This window comes from Actinophytocola sp., from assembly GCF_036402745.1.
Classification (GTDB): Bacteria; Actinomycetota; Actinomycetes; order Mycobacteriales; family Pseudonocardiaceae; genus Actinophytocola.
Genome location: NZ_DASWSJ010000078.1, coordinates 20,871 through 40,184, shown reverse-complemented (window position 1 = coordinate 40,184; position 19,314 = coordinate 20,871). Strand labels below are relative to the sequence as shown.

The 19,314-nt window shown below is 74.4% G+C and carries 13 protein-coding genes; 4 read left to right on the top strand and 9 right to left on the bottom strand.

Going from position 1 to position 19,314, the window contains the following annotated elements:
• Nucleotide 1: 1 nt before the first annotated feature.
• The 5 genes from VGD70_RS07545 to VGD70_RS07525 are packed head-to-tail and all read right to left on the bottom strand — an operon-like array spanning nt 2 to nt 8,100.
• Entirely contained in the window at nt 2–376 is a 375-nt protein-coding gene (locus VGD70_RS07545; RefSeq protein WP_331079499.1) for a hypothetical protein, read from the bottom strand.
• Nucleotides 373–945, bottom strand: a complete 573-nt coding sequence (locus VGD70_RS07540; protein ID WP_331079497.1) for a pentapeptide repeat-containing protein — start codon at nt 943–945, stop codon at nt 373–375. The genes VGD70_RS07545 and VGD70_RS07540 overlap by 4 nt, the downstream gene beginning before the upstream one ends.
• The gene (locus VGD70_RS07535) at nt 920–7,384 is read right to left on the bottom strand and encodes a hypothetical protein (protein ID WP_331079495.1); all 6,465 of its coding nucleotides are present in this window, start codon (nt 7,382–7,384) and stop codon (nt 920–922) included. The genes VGD70_RS07540 and VGD70_RS07535 overlap by 26 nt, the downstream gene beginning before the upstream one ends.
• A gap of 9 nt (nt 7,385–7,393) precedes the next feature.
• Nucleotides 7,394–7,723, bottom strand: coding sequence for a hypothetical protein (locus VGD70_RS07530; protein WP_331079494.1), 330 nt, complete (start codon nt 7,721–7,723; stop codon nt 7,394–7,396).
• Nucleotides 7,724–7,728: 5 nt separating this feature from the next.
• Nucleotides 7,729–8,100 carry a YbaB/EbfC family nucleoid-associated protein gene (locus tag VGD70_RS07525; RefSeq protein WP_331079492.1) on the bottom strand — a complete coding sequence of 124 codons (372 nt, stop codon included), beginning with the start codon at nt 8,098–8,100 and terminating at the stop codon, nt 7,729–7,731.
• 122 nt (nt 8,101–8,222) lie between these two features.
• Between VGD70_RS07525 and mycP the strand changes: the two genes are divergently transcribed.
• A complete protein-coding gene (gene mycP / locus VGD70_RS07520) occupies nt 8,223–9,506 on the top strand; it encodes a type VII secretion-associated serine protease mycosin (protein WP_331079490.1) in 1,284 nt (427 codons plus the stop codon).
• A 77-nt stretch (nt 9,507–9,583) separates the two neighbouring features.
• Here the strand turns inward: mycP and VGD70_RS07515 are convergent, their stop codons facing one another.
• Nucleotides 9,584–9,874 (bottom strand): hypothetical protein, encoded by a 291-nt coding sequence (locus VGD70_RS07515; protein ID WP_331079488.1) that lies wholly within the window; start codon nt 9,872–9,874, stop codon nt 9,584–9,586.
• Nucleotides 9,875–9,905: 31 nt separating this feature from the next.
• Nucleotides 9,906–10,238, bottom strand: a complete 333-nt coding sequence (locus VGD70_RS07510; protein ID WP_331079486.1) for a WXG100 family type VII secretion target — start codon at nt 10,236–10,238, stop codon at nt 9,906–9,908.
• A gap of 153 nt (nt 10,239–10,391) precedes the next feature.
• On the opposite strand from VGD70_RS07510, the gene eccCa reads away from it, so the two are divergent.
• Genes eccCa through VGD70_RS07495 form a run of 3 tightly spaced genes read left to right on the top strand, consistent with a single transcriptional unit; the run spans nt 10,392 to nt 16,132 of the window.
• On the top strand, nt 10,392–14,381 hold the full coding sequence (gene eccCa / locus VGD70_RS07505) for a type VII secretion protein EccCa (protein WP_331079484.1): 3,990 nt from the start codon (nt 10,392–10,394) through the stop codon (nt 14,379–14,381).
• 28 nt (nt 14,382–14,409) lie between these two features.
• The gene (locus VGD70_RS07500) at nt 14,410–14,727 is read left to right on the top strand and encodes a hypothetical protein (protein ID WP_331079482.1); all 318 of its coding nucleotides are present in this window, start codon (nt 14,410–14,412) and stop codon (nt 14,725–14,727) included.
• Entirely contained in the window at nt 14,720–16,132 is a 1,413-nt protein-coding gene (locus VGD70_RS07495) for a hypothetical protein (RefSeq protein WP_331079480.1), read from the top strand. Before VGD70_RS07500 ends, VGD70_RS07495 begins: the two co-directional genes overlap by 8 nt.
• 273 nt (nt 16,133–16,405) lie before the next feature.
• Here the strand turns inward: VGD70_RS07495 and eccB are convergent, their stop codons facing one another.
• Nucleotides 16,406–17,815, bottom strand: a complete 1,410-nt coding sequence (gene eccB, locus VGD70_RS07490) for a type VII secretion protein EccB (RefSeq protein WP_331079478.1) — start codon at nt 17,813–17,815, stop codon at nt 16,406–16,408.
• A gap of 1 nt (nt 17,816) precedes the next feature.
• The gene (eccD, locus tag VGD70_RS07485) at nt 17,817–19,199 is read right to left on the bottom strand and encodes a type VII secretion integral membrane protein EccD (protein ID WP_331079476.1); all 1,383 of its coding nucleotides are present in this window, start codon (nt 19,197–19,199) and stop codon (nt 17,817–17,819) included.
• Nucleotides 19,200–19,314: the final 115 nt, after the last annotated feature.

Sequence of the window (19,314 nt, the reverse complement as noted above, 5' to 3'; positions counted from 1 at the left end):
GTCAGCCGCGGGCGCGTAGTGCCTCGAGCGCCTCGCGCCAGGCCGGTTCCTCCGGGGTCACGGCCTCGTACCCCGAGGCGGCGATGTGTGCGAGGAACTCCGGTTCCGGTGCGATGCCGTAGGTCTCCAGGTAGTAGCGCAGGCCCGCGTTCCAGATCCACGTGCCGTCCGTGTGCGTGGACATCGGGACCTGCTTGCCCCGCGCCGGGTCGAGCCGGTCCGTGGTGCGGCCGGTGGTTCGCCGGATCACCTTGCCGGCGCGGAGGAACGCGGCGACGCGGTCGCGCTCGGCCGGGTCGCCGATGCGGGGCCGGTCCGGTGCGAAGACCGGGTTGTCGGCCTCGTCCCTGCCGTCGAAGAGCCTGGCGAACCTCACGATGCCTCCCTCGCGTGGAACCGGGTGATCCGGGCGCCTCGGGTGTTGAACCATTGCTCGAGGTCGGGTCCGTCGAGCAGTGTGCGCTGGCCGCGGAAGATCACCGAGATGGGGCCGATGACGGTGCCGGTGAGTCCGCGTACCTGCGCCTCATCGAGGATGGTGTTGCGTAGTACGGCTTTGTCGGCGGTCGCGTTGGTGAGGTTGGCGCGGGCGAGGGTGGATCGGGTGAGCAGTGCGTCGCCGAGGTTGGCGCTGGTGAGGTCGGCGCCGGTGAAGTCGGCGCGGTTGAGTTCGGCGGCTTTGAGGTCCGTGCCGTGCAGCCGGGCGTCGCGGAACACGGAGCCGCGTCCGGATGCCTTGGTGAGGTCGGCGCCGCTGAGGTCGGCTTCGGAGAAGTCGGCCTCCTCCACGTGCGCCCGCACGAGCGAGCAGTTCCGCAGGGTGGCGCCGAGCAGCCGGGATCTGCTGAGCCAGCCCTCGGTGAGGTCCCGGCCGGACAGGTCCACATCGGACAGGTCCGTGTCGATGCCGTAGAAGACGTCACGGGTACCAGGTGATGCGGTCACCCCAGCCCTCCTCCTCGACGATGCGCCGCATGTCGTCGATAGCGGCCTGGTTGGCGTTGCGGGTGTCGATCACGACATCGCGGCCCCGCGCGAACTGACCCTCGACGGTGTCCCGGAAGTCGGCCTCAGTGTAGGCATTCGGGAACGGGCGCTGCCGCACGTGCTCGGGTACCTCGGGCGGCCAGTCCGAGTGCACGCCCTTCAGGTCCTGCGGCCGTCCGTTGCCGCCGATGAAGTCGCCCTGGCCGGGGCCGTCGGGCCGCCGGTAGTCGCCCGCGAGCGGGCCCTGGCCGCGGTCGTGCAGGTCGAGCGCGATGCGCGCCTCGTCCCGCGAGCCCTTGGTGACCTTGTTGTTGTGGTCCGGGTCCTTCGCGGTCTCGGCGAACTTCTCCGGGTTGTCCCGCGCCAGCTCGTCCAGGTGCTGCTCGAGCGCCGCCCGCTCCCGCGGCGTCAGCTCGGGGTGCGGCCGGCGCCGCGGGACCGGCGGGTGCTCGACGGACAGGTGCGGGTCGGCGCGCGGGTGCTGGACGGACAGGTGCGGGTCGGCCGGGGTGCGGGGGCGGAACGTGCGCCACTCGCCGTCGTGCGGCACGGTCGGGATCGGGTTCCCGTCCTCGTCGACGCCGTTCTCGGAGGCGGAGTAGGTCGTCCCGTCCGGCTCGGACCACGCCAGCTCGGTCGGCGCGAGGACCTCGACCCCGAGGCGGTCGGCGAGCTGCTGGGCCAGGCCGTCGTCGGCCTTGCCGCTCTCGCACACGAACAGCCGGATCGGCTGGCCGGTCCAGGCCGGGTCGTTCGCCAGCAGCCGGGCGAGCTCCTCGGCGTTGATCTCCACGTCGCCGACCTCGGCGGCGTAGGGGTCGCCGTGCATGTCGACGGTGTAGTAGCCGGCGAGCGGCGGGACCTCCTGCGCGGCCTGCCACATGTCCTCGTCGCCGCGCTCGTAGTACGCCCGGCCGCCGGGGGTGACCTCGCTGTCGGCGAGGATCTCGGTGAGCTTCTCGCTGAGCTGCGGCCTGGCGCCCGGGTACTGGCCCGGCGTGGTGCGCGCGGTCGGCCGGCCCCTGTGCTGCTCGTGGTCGGTCGGCAGCGGGGTCCCGTCGCTGACCAGCCGCCGGTAGTCCGACCAGGCCTTGGTGAGGTCGGCGCGGGCCCGCCGCAGCGGCCGGGGGTCGGTGCCGACCTCCGCGGCGAGCGCGCGCACCCGCTCCGCCAGCCGGTCGACCCGGTGGAGCCCGTCCAGCCGGGGGGCCAGCAGCGACCACGGCCGCGGCTCGGTGAACAGCCGCTCGCGCTCGGCGGCCGCCAGGCCCTGGACGTAGTCGGGGTACCGCGGGTCGGACTCGCCGAGGTTGACCGGGATCTTCGGGTTTCCCGTGGCCGGGCCGGTGTTGTTCCCCTGGGCCGCCGCGACTTCTCTGGTCAGGAACTCGCCGGCGAACTCGGTGAGCCGTGCCGCGTAGGCGCTCTCGGCGGTGCGCTCCCTGAGTCGGTCGGCGGCGATCTGGGCGTCCACCGCGTGCTGCTCGGCACGCCGGAACAGGTACCGGCCGGCCATCGTGCCCGCCGCCAGCACCGCGGCACTGCCGGCCACGACGACCCCGGCCCACGCCTGGTCGAACGCGACGGTGGCGGTGACGAGCGCGCCGGCCGACGCCACCAGCTGCGCGAGGCCGTACTTGGCGAACACGCCCTTGCCGGGCATCCCGGCCGGCCGGTCACCGCTCGGTGGCGTGGGGTGCTGGAGGTCGGCGGCCCGGCTCGGCAGGGAGGTCGTCACCCGCTGGTGGGCCGCGAGAAGCTGCTCGGCGGCGGTGATCTGCCGGTCCGCGGCGGCGACCATGTCGAGCAGGGTCTGCCGGCCCAGTGCCAGCTGCTCTGCCTGCTTGGTGCCGAAGTCGAACCGCACCTGCTCGCCGATCGCGGCGAACTCGCTGAGGTGGTAGCTCTTGTCCAGCACCGCCATCGCGATCGTGCCCACCAGCGTCCGCAGCCCGCCGGCGAGCAGCGCCTCCACCGCCTGCTGGCCGATCTTGGTGGCCGCGTCCATGGCCGCCCGCGCCAGGTTGCCGGCCTCGCCGGGGGCCGCGTTCTGGAGGTACTCGCGAATCGTGGCGTCGTCGATGCCCGTGGTCGGCACCGGTAGCCCGGCCGGACCGTGCGGCGCGGCCACGGTGCCCGCGATGCGGTCGATCCGGTCCATCAGCCCGTGCAGGGTCTCGGCGAGCGTCTCGTCGAACGCGGCCGTGGCGGGGTCGAGCTCCCGGCCGACGCCGTCGATGAGGTGCATCTCGCCGGTGACTTCCCTGACCCGCAGCAGCCGCTCGACCAGCGGCCCGAACGCGACGTGCCACGTGGCCACGCCGGCGTAGGCGGCGAGCGTCCACGCGGGCAGCCCGAGCGCGAGCAACGGGCTGGCCGCCGCGGCGGCGGTCAGCGGTGGCACGGCGCGGTTGACGAACCGGGCCCAGTACGGCTGCACCTGCGGGGGCCGCTCGCCGGGCGCCGGCTCGACGGGGCCGCCGCCGAGATCGACCCCGGCCGCCCGGACGCGCGCGAGCAGCGGGTCGAACAGCCGCTTGCGCCGCAACGCCACCTCGTGCTCGCGGACCTTGCCCGCCCACGCGTGGTTGGCGTCCACTGTGGACTTCTCACGCGCGCCGTACCACCGCCGGACCAGCGTGCCCGCGGTCGCCTGCGCGAGCGCCGCCACCCCGATCGCGATGCCCGCCACGGGGCTGGCACCCGGATCGATGCCCGCGATGGCGATGGCCGCCGTGCTCGCGGCCGCCCCTGGCATGGCCTGCGTGGCGAAGACCAGGGGGAACGCGTGCCACCGGGGCAGCCCGTCGGGATCGGTGGCCCAGCTCGGGCGGCGCTTGAGGGTGGTGCCGTCGTGCCGCTGCAGGAGCGCGTCGATGTCGGCCGAGGCGACGGCCCGGCGCTGCGGTGCGCCGCCCTGGTCGCTGTGGACCCCCAGGTGCTCGACGAGAGCCCGCATCTCGTTGGCAGTGTGGAGGCGGCGCAGCAGCCGCAGCCGCGAGGTCTGGCGCAGTGTCCGGTCGAGGTTGCGCAGCTCCGCCTGCCGCCCGTGATCGTTCGGCGTCAGCTCGGTCCGCCCCTCGGGATGCCGATCCGCGGTGAGCACCGACTCGGTGGCGGTGTTGCCGGAGAGCAGCTGATCCGCCTGGGCGACGGCGTTGGCGAGCGCCCGTTCGACGATGTTGGCGTCTGCGTTGGGCGACACGGAGATCTCGCCGACCCCGTTGGAGACCCGGACGGAGGCGGGACTCCCGTCGTGCGTGGCCCCCGCATCCACGACGACGGTGAACGTGGACCCATCGAGCCGGGTCACCTCGAACCGCCCGCCACCCATGTCCCGGACGCTGTCGACCCCGGCGTCGCGGGCAACCCCGTTCTCGCCGCCGGCGGTCCGCGTCATGGCCGCCCGAGCGAGCGCCTGGACGACGTTGCGCATGAGCCGGTTGTCCCCGACCCGAGCGAAGAAGCCGGACCTGGGCACGGCCCCCGCTACGCCACTGAGCACGGCGGCGATGCGGCCTTGCCCTGGGTTGGTGGCCGGCCCGGCTGGGTTGTTGCCGCCGTTCGGGTTCGCGGCCGCGGGGCTCGGGTTCGTGGGGGTCGCGCTGTTGCCTGGTGGGTTGTTGGCGGCGTTGGGATCGGCGGACGGCGAGTTGTCGCCCCCGGCCGGGTTCGGCGAGTGGTTGCCCGAGTTCGGTCCGGTGTGCGCTGGGTTGTTGCTGGCGGCGTTCGGGTCTCCCGACGGGGAGTTGTTCGCGCCGGTGCCGGACCGGCTGGTGGGGCCTGGCTTCGCTGGGCCGGTCAGCTTGGTGTGGGTGGGCGGCTTCGTCGGCGTCGTCGGCCTTGGTGTGGGGGACGTTGTGCTCGCCGCGGCGGCGAGGGCCGCTCCGGCGCCGGGCATCGTTGGCGTGGTGGTTCGGGGGCCGTCGTCGCGTTGGCCGGCTTCGGTGGGGGTGGCGTTCGGGTTGGTGGTTGTGTTGCCACCGGGTGCTTCTCCGGTGGCCGGCTTGGTGTTGCCGGGGGCGCTGCCGTTCACGGTGGCACTGCCGTCGGCGGTGGGTGGGTGGCCGCTGTCCTCGTCGGCCGTGTCGCTGGTGGCGTCCGGTGTGGACTCTTGGGAGCGGCTGGGGTCGGATCGGGTGGTGGATGGCTGGGTGGCCGTGGCTGCCCGCAGTGGCGCCGGGGTGCTGGTGTGCTGGATCGGGCCCGTCGATCCCGTGGTGATCACCGGCGCGGCGGTGCTCATGGTTCCGTTGGGGCTCGCGGCTTCCTGGCCGGACAGTGTCGAGGTGCCGGGCAGCGTCGAGGTGCCGGGCGTGGTTGTGGAGCCGTCGGGGCCCGAGCCGTTCGGTGCGGTGTGGGTTGGTCCCGGGCCACCGCCGTTTCCGTCGGGGCCACCGCCGTTTCCGTCCGGGCCGGCGGGTGGTCCGCTTCCGTCGGCTGGTCCGGTGTGGGTGGCACCTCCGCCCGGCCCGCCGCCACTCGGGCCTCCCCCCGGCCCGCCCCCACCGGGACCGCCGCCTGCAGGGCTCTGTGCACTCGGGCCGCCGGAGCTGGCGGTGCCCGGTCCGCTGCCGGTCGCGCCAGGTCCGCCGCTGCCTGGGCCACCACTGGTTGTTCCTGGGCTGCTACCCGTGGTGGCCCCCGGTCCGCCTCCACTGGGGCCGCCGCCGGTCGGTCCATGACCGTTGGGGGTTGCGCTTGGTCCGCCCCCTCCCGGACCGCCACCGGTCGATGGGTGACCGCCGGCGGTCGCGGTTGGGCCACCGCCTGGGCCACCGCCTGGGCCACCGCCTGACCCTGGGCCAGCGGCGCTGGCCGCTCCGGTGCCACCGCTCGCCGCGCCCGCGCCCAAGTCGCTTCCGCTTGCCGCACCGCCACCGGCCGCGGCCGCACCCGGGCCGCTGCTTGCCGCACCGCCTCCGGCCGCGGCTGCCCCAGGGCCTCCGCTCGCTGCGCTTGCGGTCGGGCCTCCGCCGCCTCCGGACGAGCCGCCGCCACCTGCCGCACCTGCCGCGCCGCCACCGGCCGCGCCGGGGCCTCCGCTTGCCGCGCCGCCGCCACCCGCCGCGGCTGCGCCTGGGCCGCCGTTTGCCGCGCCGCTTGCCGTGCCGCCGCTGCCGGCCCCACCCCCTCCGCTCGCTGCGCCGCCGCCACTCGCCGCGGCTGTCCCGGGGTCAGCGGCCACCCCGGGGTCGGCGGCCGCGGGTGCGCCGGGCCCTCCAGCGGCGGCGCTCGCGCCACTCGCGGCGCCCGCTGCCGCCCCGGCGCCTGCGCCGGTGCTCTGTGTGCCCGTGCCGGCGGCGACAGGATCGCCAGGCCCCGGCCCCGCGGCGGCCCCACCGGCCCCACCGGCGGCGGACGGCGGCTGACCACGCGGCGTCGGCGGGTCGGCCCCGGGTGAGGCCGGTCCGCCACCGCTGCCACCCCCACCGCCGTCACTCGACGGGGTGGTGCGCAGTGGGTTCACCTGCTCCGCCGCATGCACGGAGTTCGCTCGGGCGGCCCCCAGGACGCCGGCGCCGACACCGTTTTCCTTGATGGCGTTGACGTAGCCGCCCACGTTCGTGAGGGCCTCTTTGTTGTCGTGGTTCTCCACGAGGTAGCCGGCGGTCGGCGACGTCACCGCGTTGTTCCCGAAGGCCTGCACGGCTATCCCCGGGTGGTTGTTCGGCAGGGACGGGGTCGGCACGCCCGCCTTGTTCAGGGCCTTCGCGCCGAGCTTGGTGGCGCCCGAGAGGCCCTCACCGAGTACCCCGCCCACCCCGCCGGTGATCGTCGCGTCGCGTAGCTCCGCCAGGTCGAAGCCTTTGCGGGTGCCGCGGACGTTCGCGACGCCCTGCTGGAGCGCGTTGACCGTGGCCTCGTCGAACATCTCCTTCGCCGTCTCGACGCCCAGCTTCACCAGACCACCGGCGAGCTTGCTGCCGATCCCCGCGGCGGCGCGGCCGACGAGCAGCGCGGTGATCTCCGACGCGACACCGTGGGCGAGCCGGCCCGCGAGGAAACCGCCGGGAATCATGGAGAAAGCCACGAACAGGGCGAGGTTCACGCCGATCTCGACCTTGATGTCGTCCTTGGCCTTCTTGACCTGGTCGCCGTAGGCCTTTGCGAACTCCGACAGCATCCGCATCTGCTTGGCGAACGTGCGGTAGTCCTCGCCGTAGGCCTTGGCGTCGTCCCGGAACTGCACGCCGGCGACGTCGCCCCAGACGTCGGTCACCCGCGCGACCCACGTGTCGAGCTTCGCCGCGCCCTGCTCGACCAGCTCCGCGGCCTCGCGCCAGCGGTCACCGAGCTGGTAGGCGACGTCCTCGTCGTCGGGCGGCCACCACGACCACAGGAGAATCCTGTCCAGCTCGGCGACCAGCTCGTTGCTGGGCTTCTGCATCCCCATGGCGAGGGGCTACGTCTTGTCGAAGTTCTGCTTGCTGGCCCGGTCCTGCTCCACGTAGAGCCGCACGGCCCGGTGCCCGATGTCGACCTTGTTCTCCACCCGCGACTTCAGGTCGTTCATGTTCCCGACGACGTTGTCCACGACAGGCGTGTAGTCCCGCTCCGCCGCCTCGCCCAGCGGGCCCCGCCCGAGCTGGCTGTCCAGCGCGGCGATCTCGCCCAGCTTCCCCTGCCACGCCGTGTGCAGGGCGGCCCCCGCGGTACCGAGCTGCGACATCACCGCTTCGGTCTCCTCGGGAAACATGTCGATGCCGGCGCCGTCGCGGCTGATCCCGTCCATGGCCGCTACCCCCTTCGCCGCAGTAGGTGCGACGCCGGGTCGAACATCGGGTCGACGTCGCGGTCCGAACCGGCCGAGCCCGCCAGCAGCTTCTTGGCCAGCCGCACCGCCTCGCGCTCCGCCGTCGCGGCCGCCGCGTGCACGGTGTCCACAATGGACTCGGCCAGCGCGGCCGCGTTCTGGTCGCGGTAGATTCGCGGGTCCAGCTCCAGCTCGAGCAGCTCCCCGCGACCCCCGACGACCGCGGTGACCAGCCCGTCGGCGGAGAACTCCGTGGCCCGGACGTCCTGGATCCCCGCGCGCATGGCGGCGACCTGCTCGGCCAGCCGCTCGTACTCGGCGAGGCGACCCGACAGGCCGCCGGCGAGCAGGTCCATCGCGCCTCCCACCGTCGCTTCCGGACACTCAGCATGTCCGGCGCGCGGCGGGCGCGGGCGGCCCTGACCGGTTCCGGCCACCCCGGGCCGCACGGCGGGAGGACCGCACATCATTCGACATCATGAGCCGAACCAGCACCGCCGTCGCGGTCGTCCTGGCGGCGCTCGCGGTGAGCATGCCCGCGCCCGCCTGGGCCGCCCCGCCGCAGGGCGCCTGCCACGACCCCGAGCCCGCCCGGGCCGAGGTCCCCGAGCTGCCGTGGGCGCAGCGGCTGCTGGACCTCGACCGCACGTGGCCGCACAGCACCGGGGCCGGCGTCACGGTCGCCGTGGTCGACTCCGGGGTGGACGCCGACCACCCGCAGCTGCGCGGAAAGGTGTTGCCCGGCCGGGACTTCTACCTCGTCGGCGAGCTGCCCGGCAACTTCGCCTGCGAGTCGCACGGCACCGCGGCCGCCTCGATCATCGCCGCGTCGCCCGCGCGCGGAGTGGGCTTCCGCGGGGTCGCGCCGGGCGCGCGGATCCTGCCCGTGCGGATCACCGACCAGGAGCTCAACGACCAGGGCGACCCGACGCCGATCAGCGCGGACGCGGTGGCCCGGGGCATCCGCTACGCCGCGGACCAGGGCGCCAGGGTGATCAACCTGTCGCTGTCGGGCTACGGCGACTTCAGGGCCATCCGGGACGCGGTGGCCTACGCGCGGGCCAAGGACGCGCTGCTGGTCGCCGCGGTCGGCAACCGGCAGGGCCAGGGGCCGGGGACGTCGTTCCCCGCGGCCTACGACGGGGTGCTCGGCGTCGGCTCGGTCGACATCGCCGGCGTGCGCTCGGACAGGTCCCAGGTCGGGCCTTACGTCGACCTGGTCGCGCCGGGCGAGGGCGTGCTCGCGGCCGCGCGGGTCGCCGGGCACGCCTACTGGACCGGCACGAGCTTCGCCGCCCCGTTCGTCGCCGGCACGGCGGCCCTGGTGCGGGCGGCCTGGCCCAAGCTCACCGCACCGCAGGTCGCCGCGCGGATCCTGGCGACCGCGGACCCGGCGCCGGGCGGGCACGGCAGCCAGGAGTACGGCGCCGGCGTGGTCGACCCGTACCGCGCGGTGACCGAGAAGCTCTCCGCCGCGGGACCGCTGGCCGTCCCCGCGGTGACCGACCCGCCCGTGGACGAGGCCGCCGCGCGCGAGCTCGCGTGGTGGGACCGGACGAGCACGGGCGCGAAGGTCGGCGCGGGCCTGGTGGTGCTCGCGATCGCGGTCGCCGGCATCCTCGCCGTGACCCTGCCGCGCGGCCGGCGCCGGCGCTGGCTCGCCGGCCGGACCGGCCCGCTGCCGGTGGGAACGCCCCGGGAGGAGCCGCCGGACGAGATCTTCCTGTTCCCGCCGCCCCCCGTGGAGCAGGTCAGGCACTGAGGTCGGGCACTGAGGGTCGGGCACGAGAAGGCGGCCCCGGGAGGAGATCCCGGGGCCGCCGCGTGTTGCGGAGGTGCTCAGTTGCCGAGTGCCGCCACGCATTGCGCCAGCGCGTTCTCCCCGTTGGTCTGGGACTGCGCGACGGCCTGGGCGAGCGCCGCCTGGTGCTCGACGTTCTTGGCCGCCGCGCTGTCCCAGACGACGCCGAGCTCGTTGAAGATGCCACCGGCCTGGTCGAGCCAGCTCTCCAGGGTCTTGCCGACCATCTGGCGCCAGGTGTCCTTCGCGTCGGCGATCGCGTTCGCCGACGTGTTCAACGCGGTGTTGCCGTCGCCGAGAGCGGCGAACTCGTACCTGATCTCACCCACGGTCGTCTCCTTTCCGTTGTCTGTCCTGCGCTCAGCCGGCGAGTGCCGTGCTGACGGGGCCCGGGCCCACCCGGCCGACCGCGGCCGTCGAGTCCTCGTCGGCCGTCCGCTGGGCGTCGGCGGACCTCCTGGTCGCGTCGCTGACCCGCTCCAGCTCGTGGATCAGCTTGGTCATCGTGTCGTTCCAACTCTGGTGCTGGGCCTGGAAAGCCGGCGGCGCCGTGCCCCTCCAGGACCCCATCAACGTCGCCACCTGGCCGTTGACCCGGGCGACGTAGCCCTGGATGTCACCGGCGATCGTCTTCGCGGCGTTCGACGCGACATACAACTGTTCTGGTGTGGCCCACAGCGCGCTTCCGGCCATTTGCCTGCTCCTTCGTCGGTCAGCTGGACGAAATCGACGCTAACCGCGCGGCACGGCGCGAGCGGGTGCCTCGGCACCTTCCTGCCACCACCGGCCACACGCCCCAACCAGCGGCGACGATCGCCGTAGTGAACCGGGAGGCGGGAGGAAGTCGTGGCGACCGTAGTGGTGCGCAGGCCGTTGCGCCGGTCCGCGCCGGAGATGCCCTCCGGCGAGCTGGTGCTCGAGGCGCCGCCGGAGATCCCGGCACCACCCGGCCGGCAGTGGACGCAGGCGCTGATGGTGCTGCCGATGGTCCTGATGATGGCCGCGATGGTGCTGATGTTCAGCGGCAGCTTCAACCAGAGCGGGGTCGGCGCGCTGCGCTACGTCGTCCTCGGCCTGTTCGGCGTCGCCATGCTCGGGATGGTCGGCGTCGCGTTCCTCAACGGCGGCGGCCCGAGCAAGCGCGAGATGGGCAACGCCCGCCGGCTCTACCTGCGCGGCCTGGCCCAGCACCGGGTCCGGGTTGGCCGCACCGCGCGCCGGCAGCGGACCGCGCTCTGGTACCTCCACCCCGACCCGGGCACGCTGTGGTCGGTCGCCACGAGCTACCGGCTGTGGGAACGCCGCCGCGCCGACGCCGACTTCGGGGTCGCCCGCATCGGCCTGGGCCGGCAGAGCCTCGCCACCACGCTGATCGCGCCGGACACCAAGCCGATGGAGCAGCTCGAGCCGCTCTCGGCGCTGGCGCTGCGCCGGTTCATCACCACCTACTCGGCCGTCCCGGACCTGCCGCTCGCCATGGCGGTCAACGGGTTCAGCCGCATCCACGTCCGCTCCGCCAAGGCCGGTGGTGAGCCGGCCGCGGCGCTCGTCCGCGCGATGATCGCCCAGCTCGCGACCCTGCACTCACCCGACGACCTGCGCATCGCCGTCTGCGCCGGGCCGCAGCGGCGCGCGGAGTGGGAGTGGCTCAAGTGGCTGCCGCATGCGCTGCACCCGGAGCGCGCCGACGCGCTCGGCCCGATCCGGCTCGTCGCCCCGACGATCACGATGCTCGAGGCGATGCTCGAGGACCTGCTCGCCAACCGGCCGCGGTTCGACCCCGAGGACGGCGCCACCCGGGTCGCCGGGCCGCACCTCGTCGTCGTGCTCGACGGCGGCTCGGTCGCGGGCTCGGACCACCTGATGGCCGGCGCGGGGGTCGAGGGCGCCACGGTGATCGACCTGACCACCGTGCCGCCGCGGGCCCCGGACCGGTCGGCCGTCGTGCTCGACGTCGCCCCGGACGGCACGCTCACCAGCAACACCGCCGACGGCGAGATCGAGCTCGGCACGGCCGACGCGCTGCCCGTGGTCAGCGCCGAGGCCCTGGCCCGCCAGCTCGCGCCGCTGCGGCTCACCGACGGCGCCCGCGGCGAGCAGCCGCTGTCGAGCGAGCTCGGTCTCGAGGAGCTGCTCGACCTCGGCGACCCGTACGCGTTCGACCCGACCGACACCTGGGTGCCACGGCCCAACCGGGACCGGCTGCGGGTGCGGTTCGGCATCCGCCCCGACGGCACCCCGATCGAGCTGGACCTCAAGGAGTCCGCGCTCGACGGCATGGGCCCGCACGGCCTGCTGATCGGCGCGACCGGCTCGGGCAAGAGCGAGCTGCTGCGCACGCTGGTCCTCGCGCTCGCGATCACCCACCCGCCGAACTCGCTGAACTTCGCGCTCATCGACTTCAAGGGCGGCGCCACGTTCACCCGGCTGGACCGGCTGCCGCACACCAGCGCGGTGATCACCAACCTGGCCGACGAGCTGCCGCTGGTCGACCGCATGGCCGACGCGATCAACGGCGAGCTGGTCCGCCGCCAGGAGCTGCTGCGCGCGGCCGGCAACTTCTCCTCGCTGCGCGACTACGAGAAGGCCCGCGCGGCCGGCGCGCCGCTCGCCGAGGTCCCGTCGCTGTTCGTGGTGATCGACGAGTTCAGCGAGCTGCTGTCGGCCCGGCCCGACTTCATCGACATCTTCGTCCAGATCGGCCGGGTGGGCCGCTCGCTCGGCGTGCACCTGCTGCTGGCGAGCCAGCGGCTGGAGGAGGGCCGGCTGCGCGGCCTGGACGCCCACCTGTCCTACCGGATCGGCCTGCGCACCTTCTCCGACATGGACAGCCGCACGGTGCTGGGCGTGGCCGACGCGTTCTCGCTGCCGCGCGCCCCCGGCCACGGCTTCCTGCGCTACGGCGACGAGCCGATGGCCCGGTTCCGCTCCGCCTACGTGTCCGGGGTGCACAGCCCGCTGCCGGTGGGTGGCGCGCCCGCGCACGGCGGGCCCGACCCGGTGGGGCTGACCGAGTACTCGACGAGCTACGTGGCGCCGCGGCTGGAGGCGGACCCCGACGAGAAGCCCGACGTGGTCGACGACGACGCGATCGGCGAGAGCCTGCTGGACATCCTCGTGGACCGGTTCGCCGGCCGCGGCACACCCGCGCACCAGGTGTGGCTGCCGCCGCTGGCCGAGTCGCCGACGCTGGACGAGCTGCTCGGCGGGGTCGAGGCCGATCCGGCACGCGGGCTGCGCGCGTCGCACCAGGCGCTGAACGGGGCGCTGCGCGCGGTGGTCGGCGTGGTGGACCGGCCGCTGGACCAGCGGCGCGACCCGCTGGTGCTGGACCTGTCCGCCGCGGCCGGGCACGCGGTCGTCGTCGGCGGTCCGCAGTCGGGCAAGACCACGGCCATCCGTGCCGTCATCGCGAGCCTCGCGCTCACCCACACCCCGCGCGAGGTGCAGTTCTACTGCCTGGACTTCGGCGGCGGCGCGCTCGGCTCGGTCCGCGGGCTGCCGCACGTCGGCGGCGTGGCCGGCCGGCAGAACGTCGGCGCGGTGCGGCGGACGGTGGCCGAGGTGGCGACGGTGCTGGCCGAGCGCGAGCGGCGCTTCGCCGAGCAGGACATCGACGGGATGCCGACCTACCGGGAGCTGCGCGCGAACGGCACGGTCACCGACGACCCGCACGGCGACGTGTTCCTCGTCGTCGACGGCTGGCTGACGCTGCGCAAGGAGTTCGACGACCTCGAGGAGGTGATCGTCGGCATCGCGGCCCGCGGGCTCAACTACGGCGTGCACCTGGTGGTCACCTCCGCGCGCTGGTTCGACCTGCGCTCCCAGATCCGCGACCTGTTCGGCAGCAAGGTCGAGCTGCGCCTCGGCGACCCGATCGACACGGCGATCGACCGGGTCGGCGCGCTGCGGGTGCCGGACAACGCGCCGGGCCGCGGCCTCGCCGGGTCCAAGCACCAGGTGCTGACCGCGCTGCCACGCGTCGACGGGAAGCGCACCGCTGGCGACCTGACCGCGGGGGTGGCCGGCCTGGTCGACGCGGTGGGCCGGGCGTGGACCGGGGAGCCGGCGCCCGCGGTGCGGATGCTGCCCGCCCGGGTGCCCTACCAGGTGCTGGCGCCCACCGACGACCCGCGGCAGCTGCGCCTCGCGGTCGGCATCGCCGAGCAGGACCTCGCCCCGGTGCGGCTGGACTTCGGGACCGACCCGCACCTGCTGCTGTTCGGCGACGGGGACTGCGGCAAGACGACGTTCCTGCGCACGATCGCCCGGCGGATCACCACGACCTACGCGCTCGACCAGGCGCGGATGATCGTCATCGACCACCGGCGCGGGCTGCTCGGCGAGGTGACGACCGAGCACCTGCTCGGCTACGGCAGCGACCTGGCGACGTCCACCGAGCTGATCGAGGACGCGGTCAACGGCCTGCGGGCCCGGCTGCCGGGGCCGGACGTCACCCCCGACCAGCTGCGCCGGCGGAGCTGGTGGCAGGGGCCGGAGCTGTTCGTCCTCGTCGACGACTACGACCTCGTCACCACGCAGCTGAGCAACCCGCTGATGCCGCTGATGGAGCTGCTGGCGCAGGGCCGCGACATCGGGCTGCACGTGGTGGTGACCCGGCGCATCGGCGGTGCCGGCCGGGCGATGTACGAGCCGTTCCTCGGCAGGCTCCGGGACGTCGGGGCGACGGGGCTGATGATGTCCGGCCACAAGGACGAGGGCCCGCTGCTCGGTGGTCTCAAGCCGGAGCAGCTGCCGCCCGGGCGCGGCAGGTTGATCAGCCGCAGGGGTGAGGCGAGGTTGGTCCAGCTCGCCTGGCTGCCGCCCGCGGAATGACTGTCGGTGAAGTCGATCAGGAGGAGAGATGCTCGAAAACAGCAATGCGCTCATAGGTGATCCCAGTGCGATGACCTACCCGGCGCAGGGACCGGCCATGCCGACCTCTGCCGACGAGATCCAGTCCGGGATGAAGGGGGGCCAGAACTTCAACGCGGTGGACAAGCCCATCACCGAGCACCTGCTGAAGTTCTGCGGCGACACGAACCAGGGCATCGAGGCGTTCGCCAACAAGGCCGACTTCTCCAAGAACACCTACATGACCGCCGACGTGGAGAGCGCGACCAAGGTGCAGAACATCGTCGCGCCCGTTCTCTGCCTGGCACCGGAGGCGACCAATGGCTGACTACGCGAGCATGCCCCTGCAGGCGCAGGTCGACCTCATGCGCAAGGAGGCCACGCTCACCGACGCGCTGAACGCCAAGGCGCAGATGTGGCGCACGGCGTTCACGGAGATCAACGAGGCGGGCATCTCGATGGGCAAGGCCACGGACGCGGTCGAGCCCAAGTGGACGGACCGGGCCGGGGACCTGTTCGTGCGCAACACCCGCAACGCCAAGCAGGTGGTCGACACGTGGGCGCGCAACATCGAGACGAACAAGCCCGACAAGGCGCTGGGGGACGTCGCCAAGGGGATCGTGGATACGCTGCGGATCGTCGAGGAGAACTTCCGGAAGGCGCAGGAGGCCCTCGCCAACACGCCACCCACCCCCGGCCAGGACTTCGCCGGTATCCAGCGGGCGATCGAGAAGCCCTACCAGGAGGCCAACGGCCAGGCGATGACCGCGCTGGACGGAACCTGGGACGCCGCGGCGAACGCCGTCCGCGGCGCCGGCAGCGGCAGCGACTGGCAGCAGCAGGCGCCGGCGCCGGGGAGTGCGCCCGGCACGTCGCCCGGCCAGTCGCCGTCGGGTGCGCCGGGTGCGCAGAGTCCTGCCGGCGCCGACCCGTCGACCGCGACCCAGGCGAACCAGGCGGCGCCCGGCCAGGCGGCGAATCCGGCTCAGGCCGGGGCCGGCCCGTCGCAGGGGGGCGCGTCGCCCGCCGGGCCGGCAGGTGGTGGCGGTAGCGCTCCGGACCCGTCGCTGGCCGGTGGGCTCGGTGCCGCGCCGACCATCCCGCCGCCCACCCTGCCGCCGGCGACCCCCCTCGGCCCGCCGGTCGTGCCCGGTGGTGGCGGGCCGATGATGCCGATGATCCCGCCGGCCTTTCCCGGGGCCGGCATCCGCGGCGGTGGTGGTGGCGGAGGTGGCGGTTTCGGTGGTGGCGGCCGGATCCCGGGCGTCAGCATCGGTGGCTCGGCCGCGTCGGGCTCGATCCCGGCCGCGGGGCCGACCGTCTCCACGCCGCCCGTGCCGACCGCCGGCACGGCCCCGGCGGCCCAGGGCGGTCCGACCGCCGCCCAGTCCACGACGGGTGCCGGTGGCGGCATACCGCCGATGATGCCGCCGATGGGTGGCGCCGCGGCCGGCGGTGGCCGCGGTGGCGGCCCGGGCTCCGGCGCGGCCCAGCGCCCAGGCCGCAACCGCCGCCGCGACGAGCCGACCCCCGGCCTGCCCGCGGTGCTCAGCGGCAAGGCGGGGAAGGCGGACCTTCACGCGTTCACGGCCCGCACCCGCGCCACCGCACCGGAGTCCGACGTGCCCACGACGGTCCAACTCATCGACGAGGACCTGTGGCAGGTAGCGGAGCCGGCCCCCGCCCCGGTCGTGGCGGCCGAGGCGTTCCCGACGGGCCACCGGGCCCGCTGACGAGAAACGCGCGACGGCCCCGGGGAGAGCCTTCCCGGGGCCGTCGGGTGTCTGGCGTCATGACGGCACGGACAGCGCTCCGGGCGGTGCTCGACGTGCGGTGGTCGACGTGCGGTCGTCCACCACCGGCCGCTCCCAACCGGCACGCCGCCCGGCGAAGACGCCCGGCGGGAGATCCGCGGTGACCGAGAAACCCTGACCGGCGGCCGACCTGACGAGGCAACTCGCCCGCGACGGCTGGCCGGTCTGCAAGCGACTGCTGGACCGACAGGCTTACCGGCGCATCGCGGCCTCGTGGCTGAGGCCACTGCCCATCGGGATGCGGGCCACCAGGCCCGCCGGCATCCGCACCGGCTCGATCCCCGCGTACCCCAGCACCTCGAGCACCTTCTGGTCCGCGAGCGGGTAGCTCATCCCCATGTCGGTCACCACCATCAGCGTGCCCCGGGGCGCGTCCTCGCTCGGCATCGACTCCACCACCACCGCGTGTCCCGCCGGCACGCTGACCCGGTCCGCGAGGGCCGTGCCGCCGGTGGTCCGGCGCGGGGTCGCGGTCATCGGGTCGATCTCGGGCATCGCCGGCTCCATCGTCACCGTCGGCACGAAGCGGTGTCGGGAGAACGTCAGGCACACGGTCGCGTCGTCGGCCCCGTAGGTGAACTCCGGCCGCTCGCTCGGCGGGTCGGCCGCGCGCGGCGCCGCGACCGTGGCCATGCGCGCGCTGCCCGCGTCGAGCAGGTCCAGCGGCAGGCCCACCGGCTTGGACCCCGGGTACGCGGCCGCCGTCGGCGCGAAGGCGCGCTGGATGTCGTACTGCAGCTCGGTGATCGGGCGCAGCCGCGCCGGCTCGACGAGGTAGTGCTGCACCCCGCGGGAGGTCGTCGTGACGAACAGCTGCCCGGCGCGCAGATCCGGCCGCCCGGCGATCGCGGAGGACGGCTTTCCCGCCCCGGGCACCGGGATCGGCCGCAGCGGCAGGCCGACGGGCAGCGCCTCGACCACCGCGGGGCTCACCCGCAGCGCGGGCGTCGGCCGCAGCGCCACCGACACCGTCGTCAGGTCACCGGGCGCGATCCGGTGCCGGTATCCGTTGTGCACCAGGAAGGTCTCCTCGCCGGCGGTCAGCAGCACGGCGTTCGCACCGAGCCGCTCCCCGGTCGCCGGCTGCTGGGCCACCATCAGCACCGACCGCGGCACCATCGTGCCGGTCGGGTCGGCCAGCGGCTGCGAGCACATCGTCCAGCCGCCGCTCATCAGCTGGCCCTTGCCGGGCAACGCGTCGGGCGCGTCGGGGATGCCGATCCGCGGCCCGCGCGGTACGCCCATCAGCGAGTTGCGCGACACGGTCACGGTCTTCGCGCTGCTGTCGATCGCGAGCAGCGCCGAGGTGTAGTTCGCGACCGGGTGCAGCCGCTCGTCGAGGTAGACGTAGCGGGTGCCGGTCTCCTTCTCGACCACCACGGACTTGCCGTCGCGCCAGGAGTCGTTGCCGCCCGGCACGAGGATGCCGTAGACGCCGACCGCCGCCAGCGCGATCACGGCCAGCGCCAGCCCGCCGAACGCGGCGTTGCCCGGCCGGCGGAACGGCGGCTGCTCGGGGTCGGTCTCCCTGGTCACCAGCGCGGAAACCGTGCGCTGCACCAGGAACTGGTAGGCGTGGAGCTGGTCGCGCTTGGACGCCATGTCAGCCCCCCAGCCCGCGCACGTAGCCGTACAGCCCGAGCACCGAGCACAGCACCGGCAGGATCGCCAGCATCACGAGCACCTCCAGGATCTCCGCGTACCGGCCGAGGTACGGGCTGGGCTTGCGGGTGCTGTGCAGCAACCCGAGCATCGCCACCACCGCGCCCGTGAGCAGCAGCACCGGCCCGGTCATCGCGAGCAGCTCGGTGCGGTCGGCCATCAGCGGGTCCACCACCAGGCACACCGCGCCGGCCACGCCCGCGCCGAGCACCAGCAGCCGCTGCCGGACGATCGGGTACAGCCGGGCACGCAGCAGGAACCCGGCGGTGAGCAGGCAGACGAGGATCGTCCCGGCGGTGCTGTCGCTGCGGATCAGCAGCCACTGGCACAGGCTCGCGACGATCGCGAGGCCGCCGACCATGCCCGACAGCAGGCTGTCCGCCCGCAGCACGGCCGCGTAGACGAGCCGGCGCGGCGGTTGCGGGTCGTCACGCAGCAGGTCGGCGGCGCCGCGGGGCAGCACCGGCATCGGCACCCGGGACAGCCGCAGCGACAGCGGCGCGAGCATCGGCGAGAACGCGAGCCCGAGACCGGCGACGAGCGCGGCGGCCTCGTAGCCCTCCAGCGAGTCCCAGGTGGCGAGCCAGCCGCCGACCACGCCGAGCACGCCCACCGTCCCGCCGCCGACGAACAACGCGGCCCTGTCCACCACACCGAACAGCCCCACCATCGACGCGAGCAGCAGCGCGGCACACGCGGCGAGCAGGTGCGGCGCGCCCAGGTCGGCGAACCCGCGGTCGCCGGCCAGCACCAGCCCGCCGCCGGCGAACGCGAACGGCAGCGCGGTCAGCGCGGTGACCGCGCCCGCACCCGCGTCGCCGCCGGTCCTCGCCAGCAGCACGCCGGCGGACAGCAGCAACGCGGCCGCGCCGAGCGCCCACCCGCCGGGCCCGGACCACGGCGGCCCGGCCCGCAGCACCGCGACCAGGCACAGCACGGTCGCGAGTGCGGCCAGCGCGAGGCCCGTGGCCCTGGTGTGCCGCGGGCCCCAGGTGGTGCCGAGCCGGGACGAGCCGGTGGCGATCGCGTCGACGAGGTCGTCGTACTCGAGCTCCGGCCAGTCCGTGTGCGCCTGGGTCAGGTGCAGGACCTCGCCGTCACGCACCCGGTGCGCGGCGAGCGTGCGGGCCGGCTCGAGCACGGTGCCGTCCGCGCGGCGCAGCACCCAGCCGCCCGCGGTGGCGCCCGCGTCCGCGAGATCCTCGCCTGCGTGCCCGAGCAGGGCGGGGAGGAGCTCGGCGAGCGGGGAGCGTTCCGGGAGGGCCAGGTCGATCCGCCGGGCCGGCGCGGCCACCGTCACCCGGACCAGGCCAGTGGTGTTCATGTCAGCTCCGTTTCCGCGACCGGCGGCAGCAACATGCCGACGGGTCCACCGGTTCCGGTGGGCGCACTTACGATGACTGGACAGACCCGACCGGGGAACGGGGTCGGCAGCTAGC

Coding starts and splice junctions, on each gene's coding strand:
- VGD70_RS07530 (WP_331079494.1), bottom strand. CDS start 7,723: ATGGACGGGATCAGCCGCGACGGCGCCGGCATCGACATGTTTCCCGAG.
- VGD70_RS07510 (WP_331079486.1), bottom strand. CDS start 10,238: ATGGCCGGAAGCGCGCTGTGGGCCACACCAGAACAGTTGTATGTCGCG.
- eccB (WP_331079478.1), bottom strand. CDS start 17,815: ATGGCGTCCAAGCGCGACCAGCTCCACGCCTACCAGTTCCTGGTGCAG.
- eccD (WP_331079476.1), bottom strand. CDS start 19,199: ATGAACACCACTGGCCTGGTCCGGGTGACGGTGGCCGCGCCGGCCCGG.
- VGD70_RS07495 (WP_331079480.1), top strand. CDS start 14,720: ATGGCTGACTACGCGAGCATGCCCCTGCAGGCGCAGGTCGACCTCATG.
- VGD70_RS07500 (WP_331079482.1), top strand. CDS start 14,410: ATGCTCGAAAACAGCAATGCGCTCATAGGTGATCCCAGTGCGATGACC.
- mycP (WP_331079490.1), top strand. CDS start 8,223: ATGAGCCGAACCAGCACCGCCGTCGCGGTCGTCCTGGCGGCGCTCGCG.
- VGD70_RS07525 (WP_331079492.1), bottom strand. CDS start 8,100: ATGGACCTGCTCGCCGGCGGCCTGTCGGGTCGCCTCGCCGAGTACGAG.
- VGD70_RS07535 (WP_331079495.1), bottom strand. CDS start 7,384: ATGGGGATGCAGAAGCCCAGCAACGAGCTGGTCGCCGAGCTGGACAGG.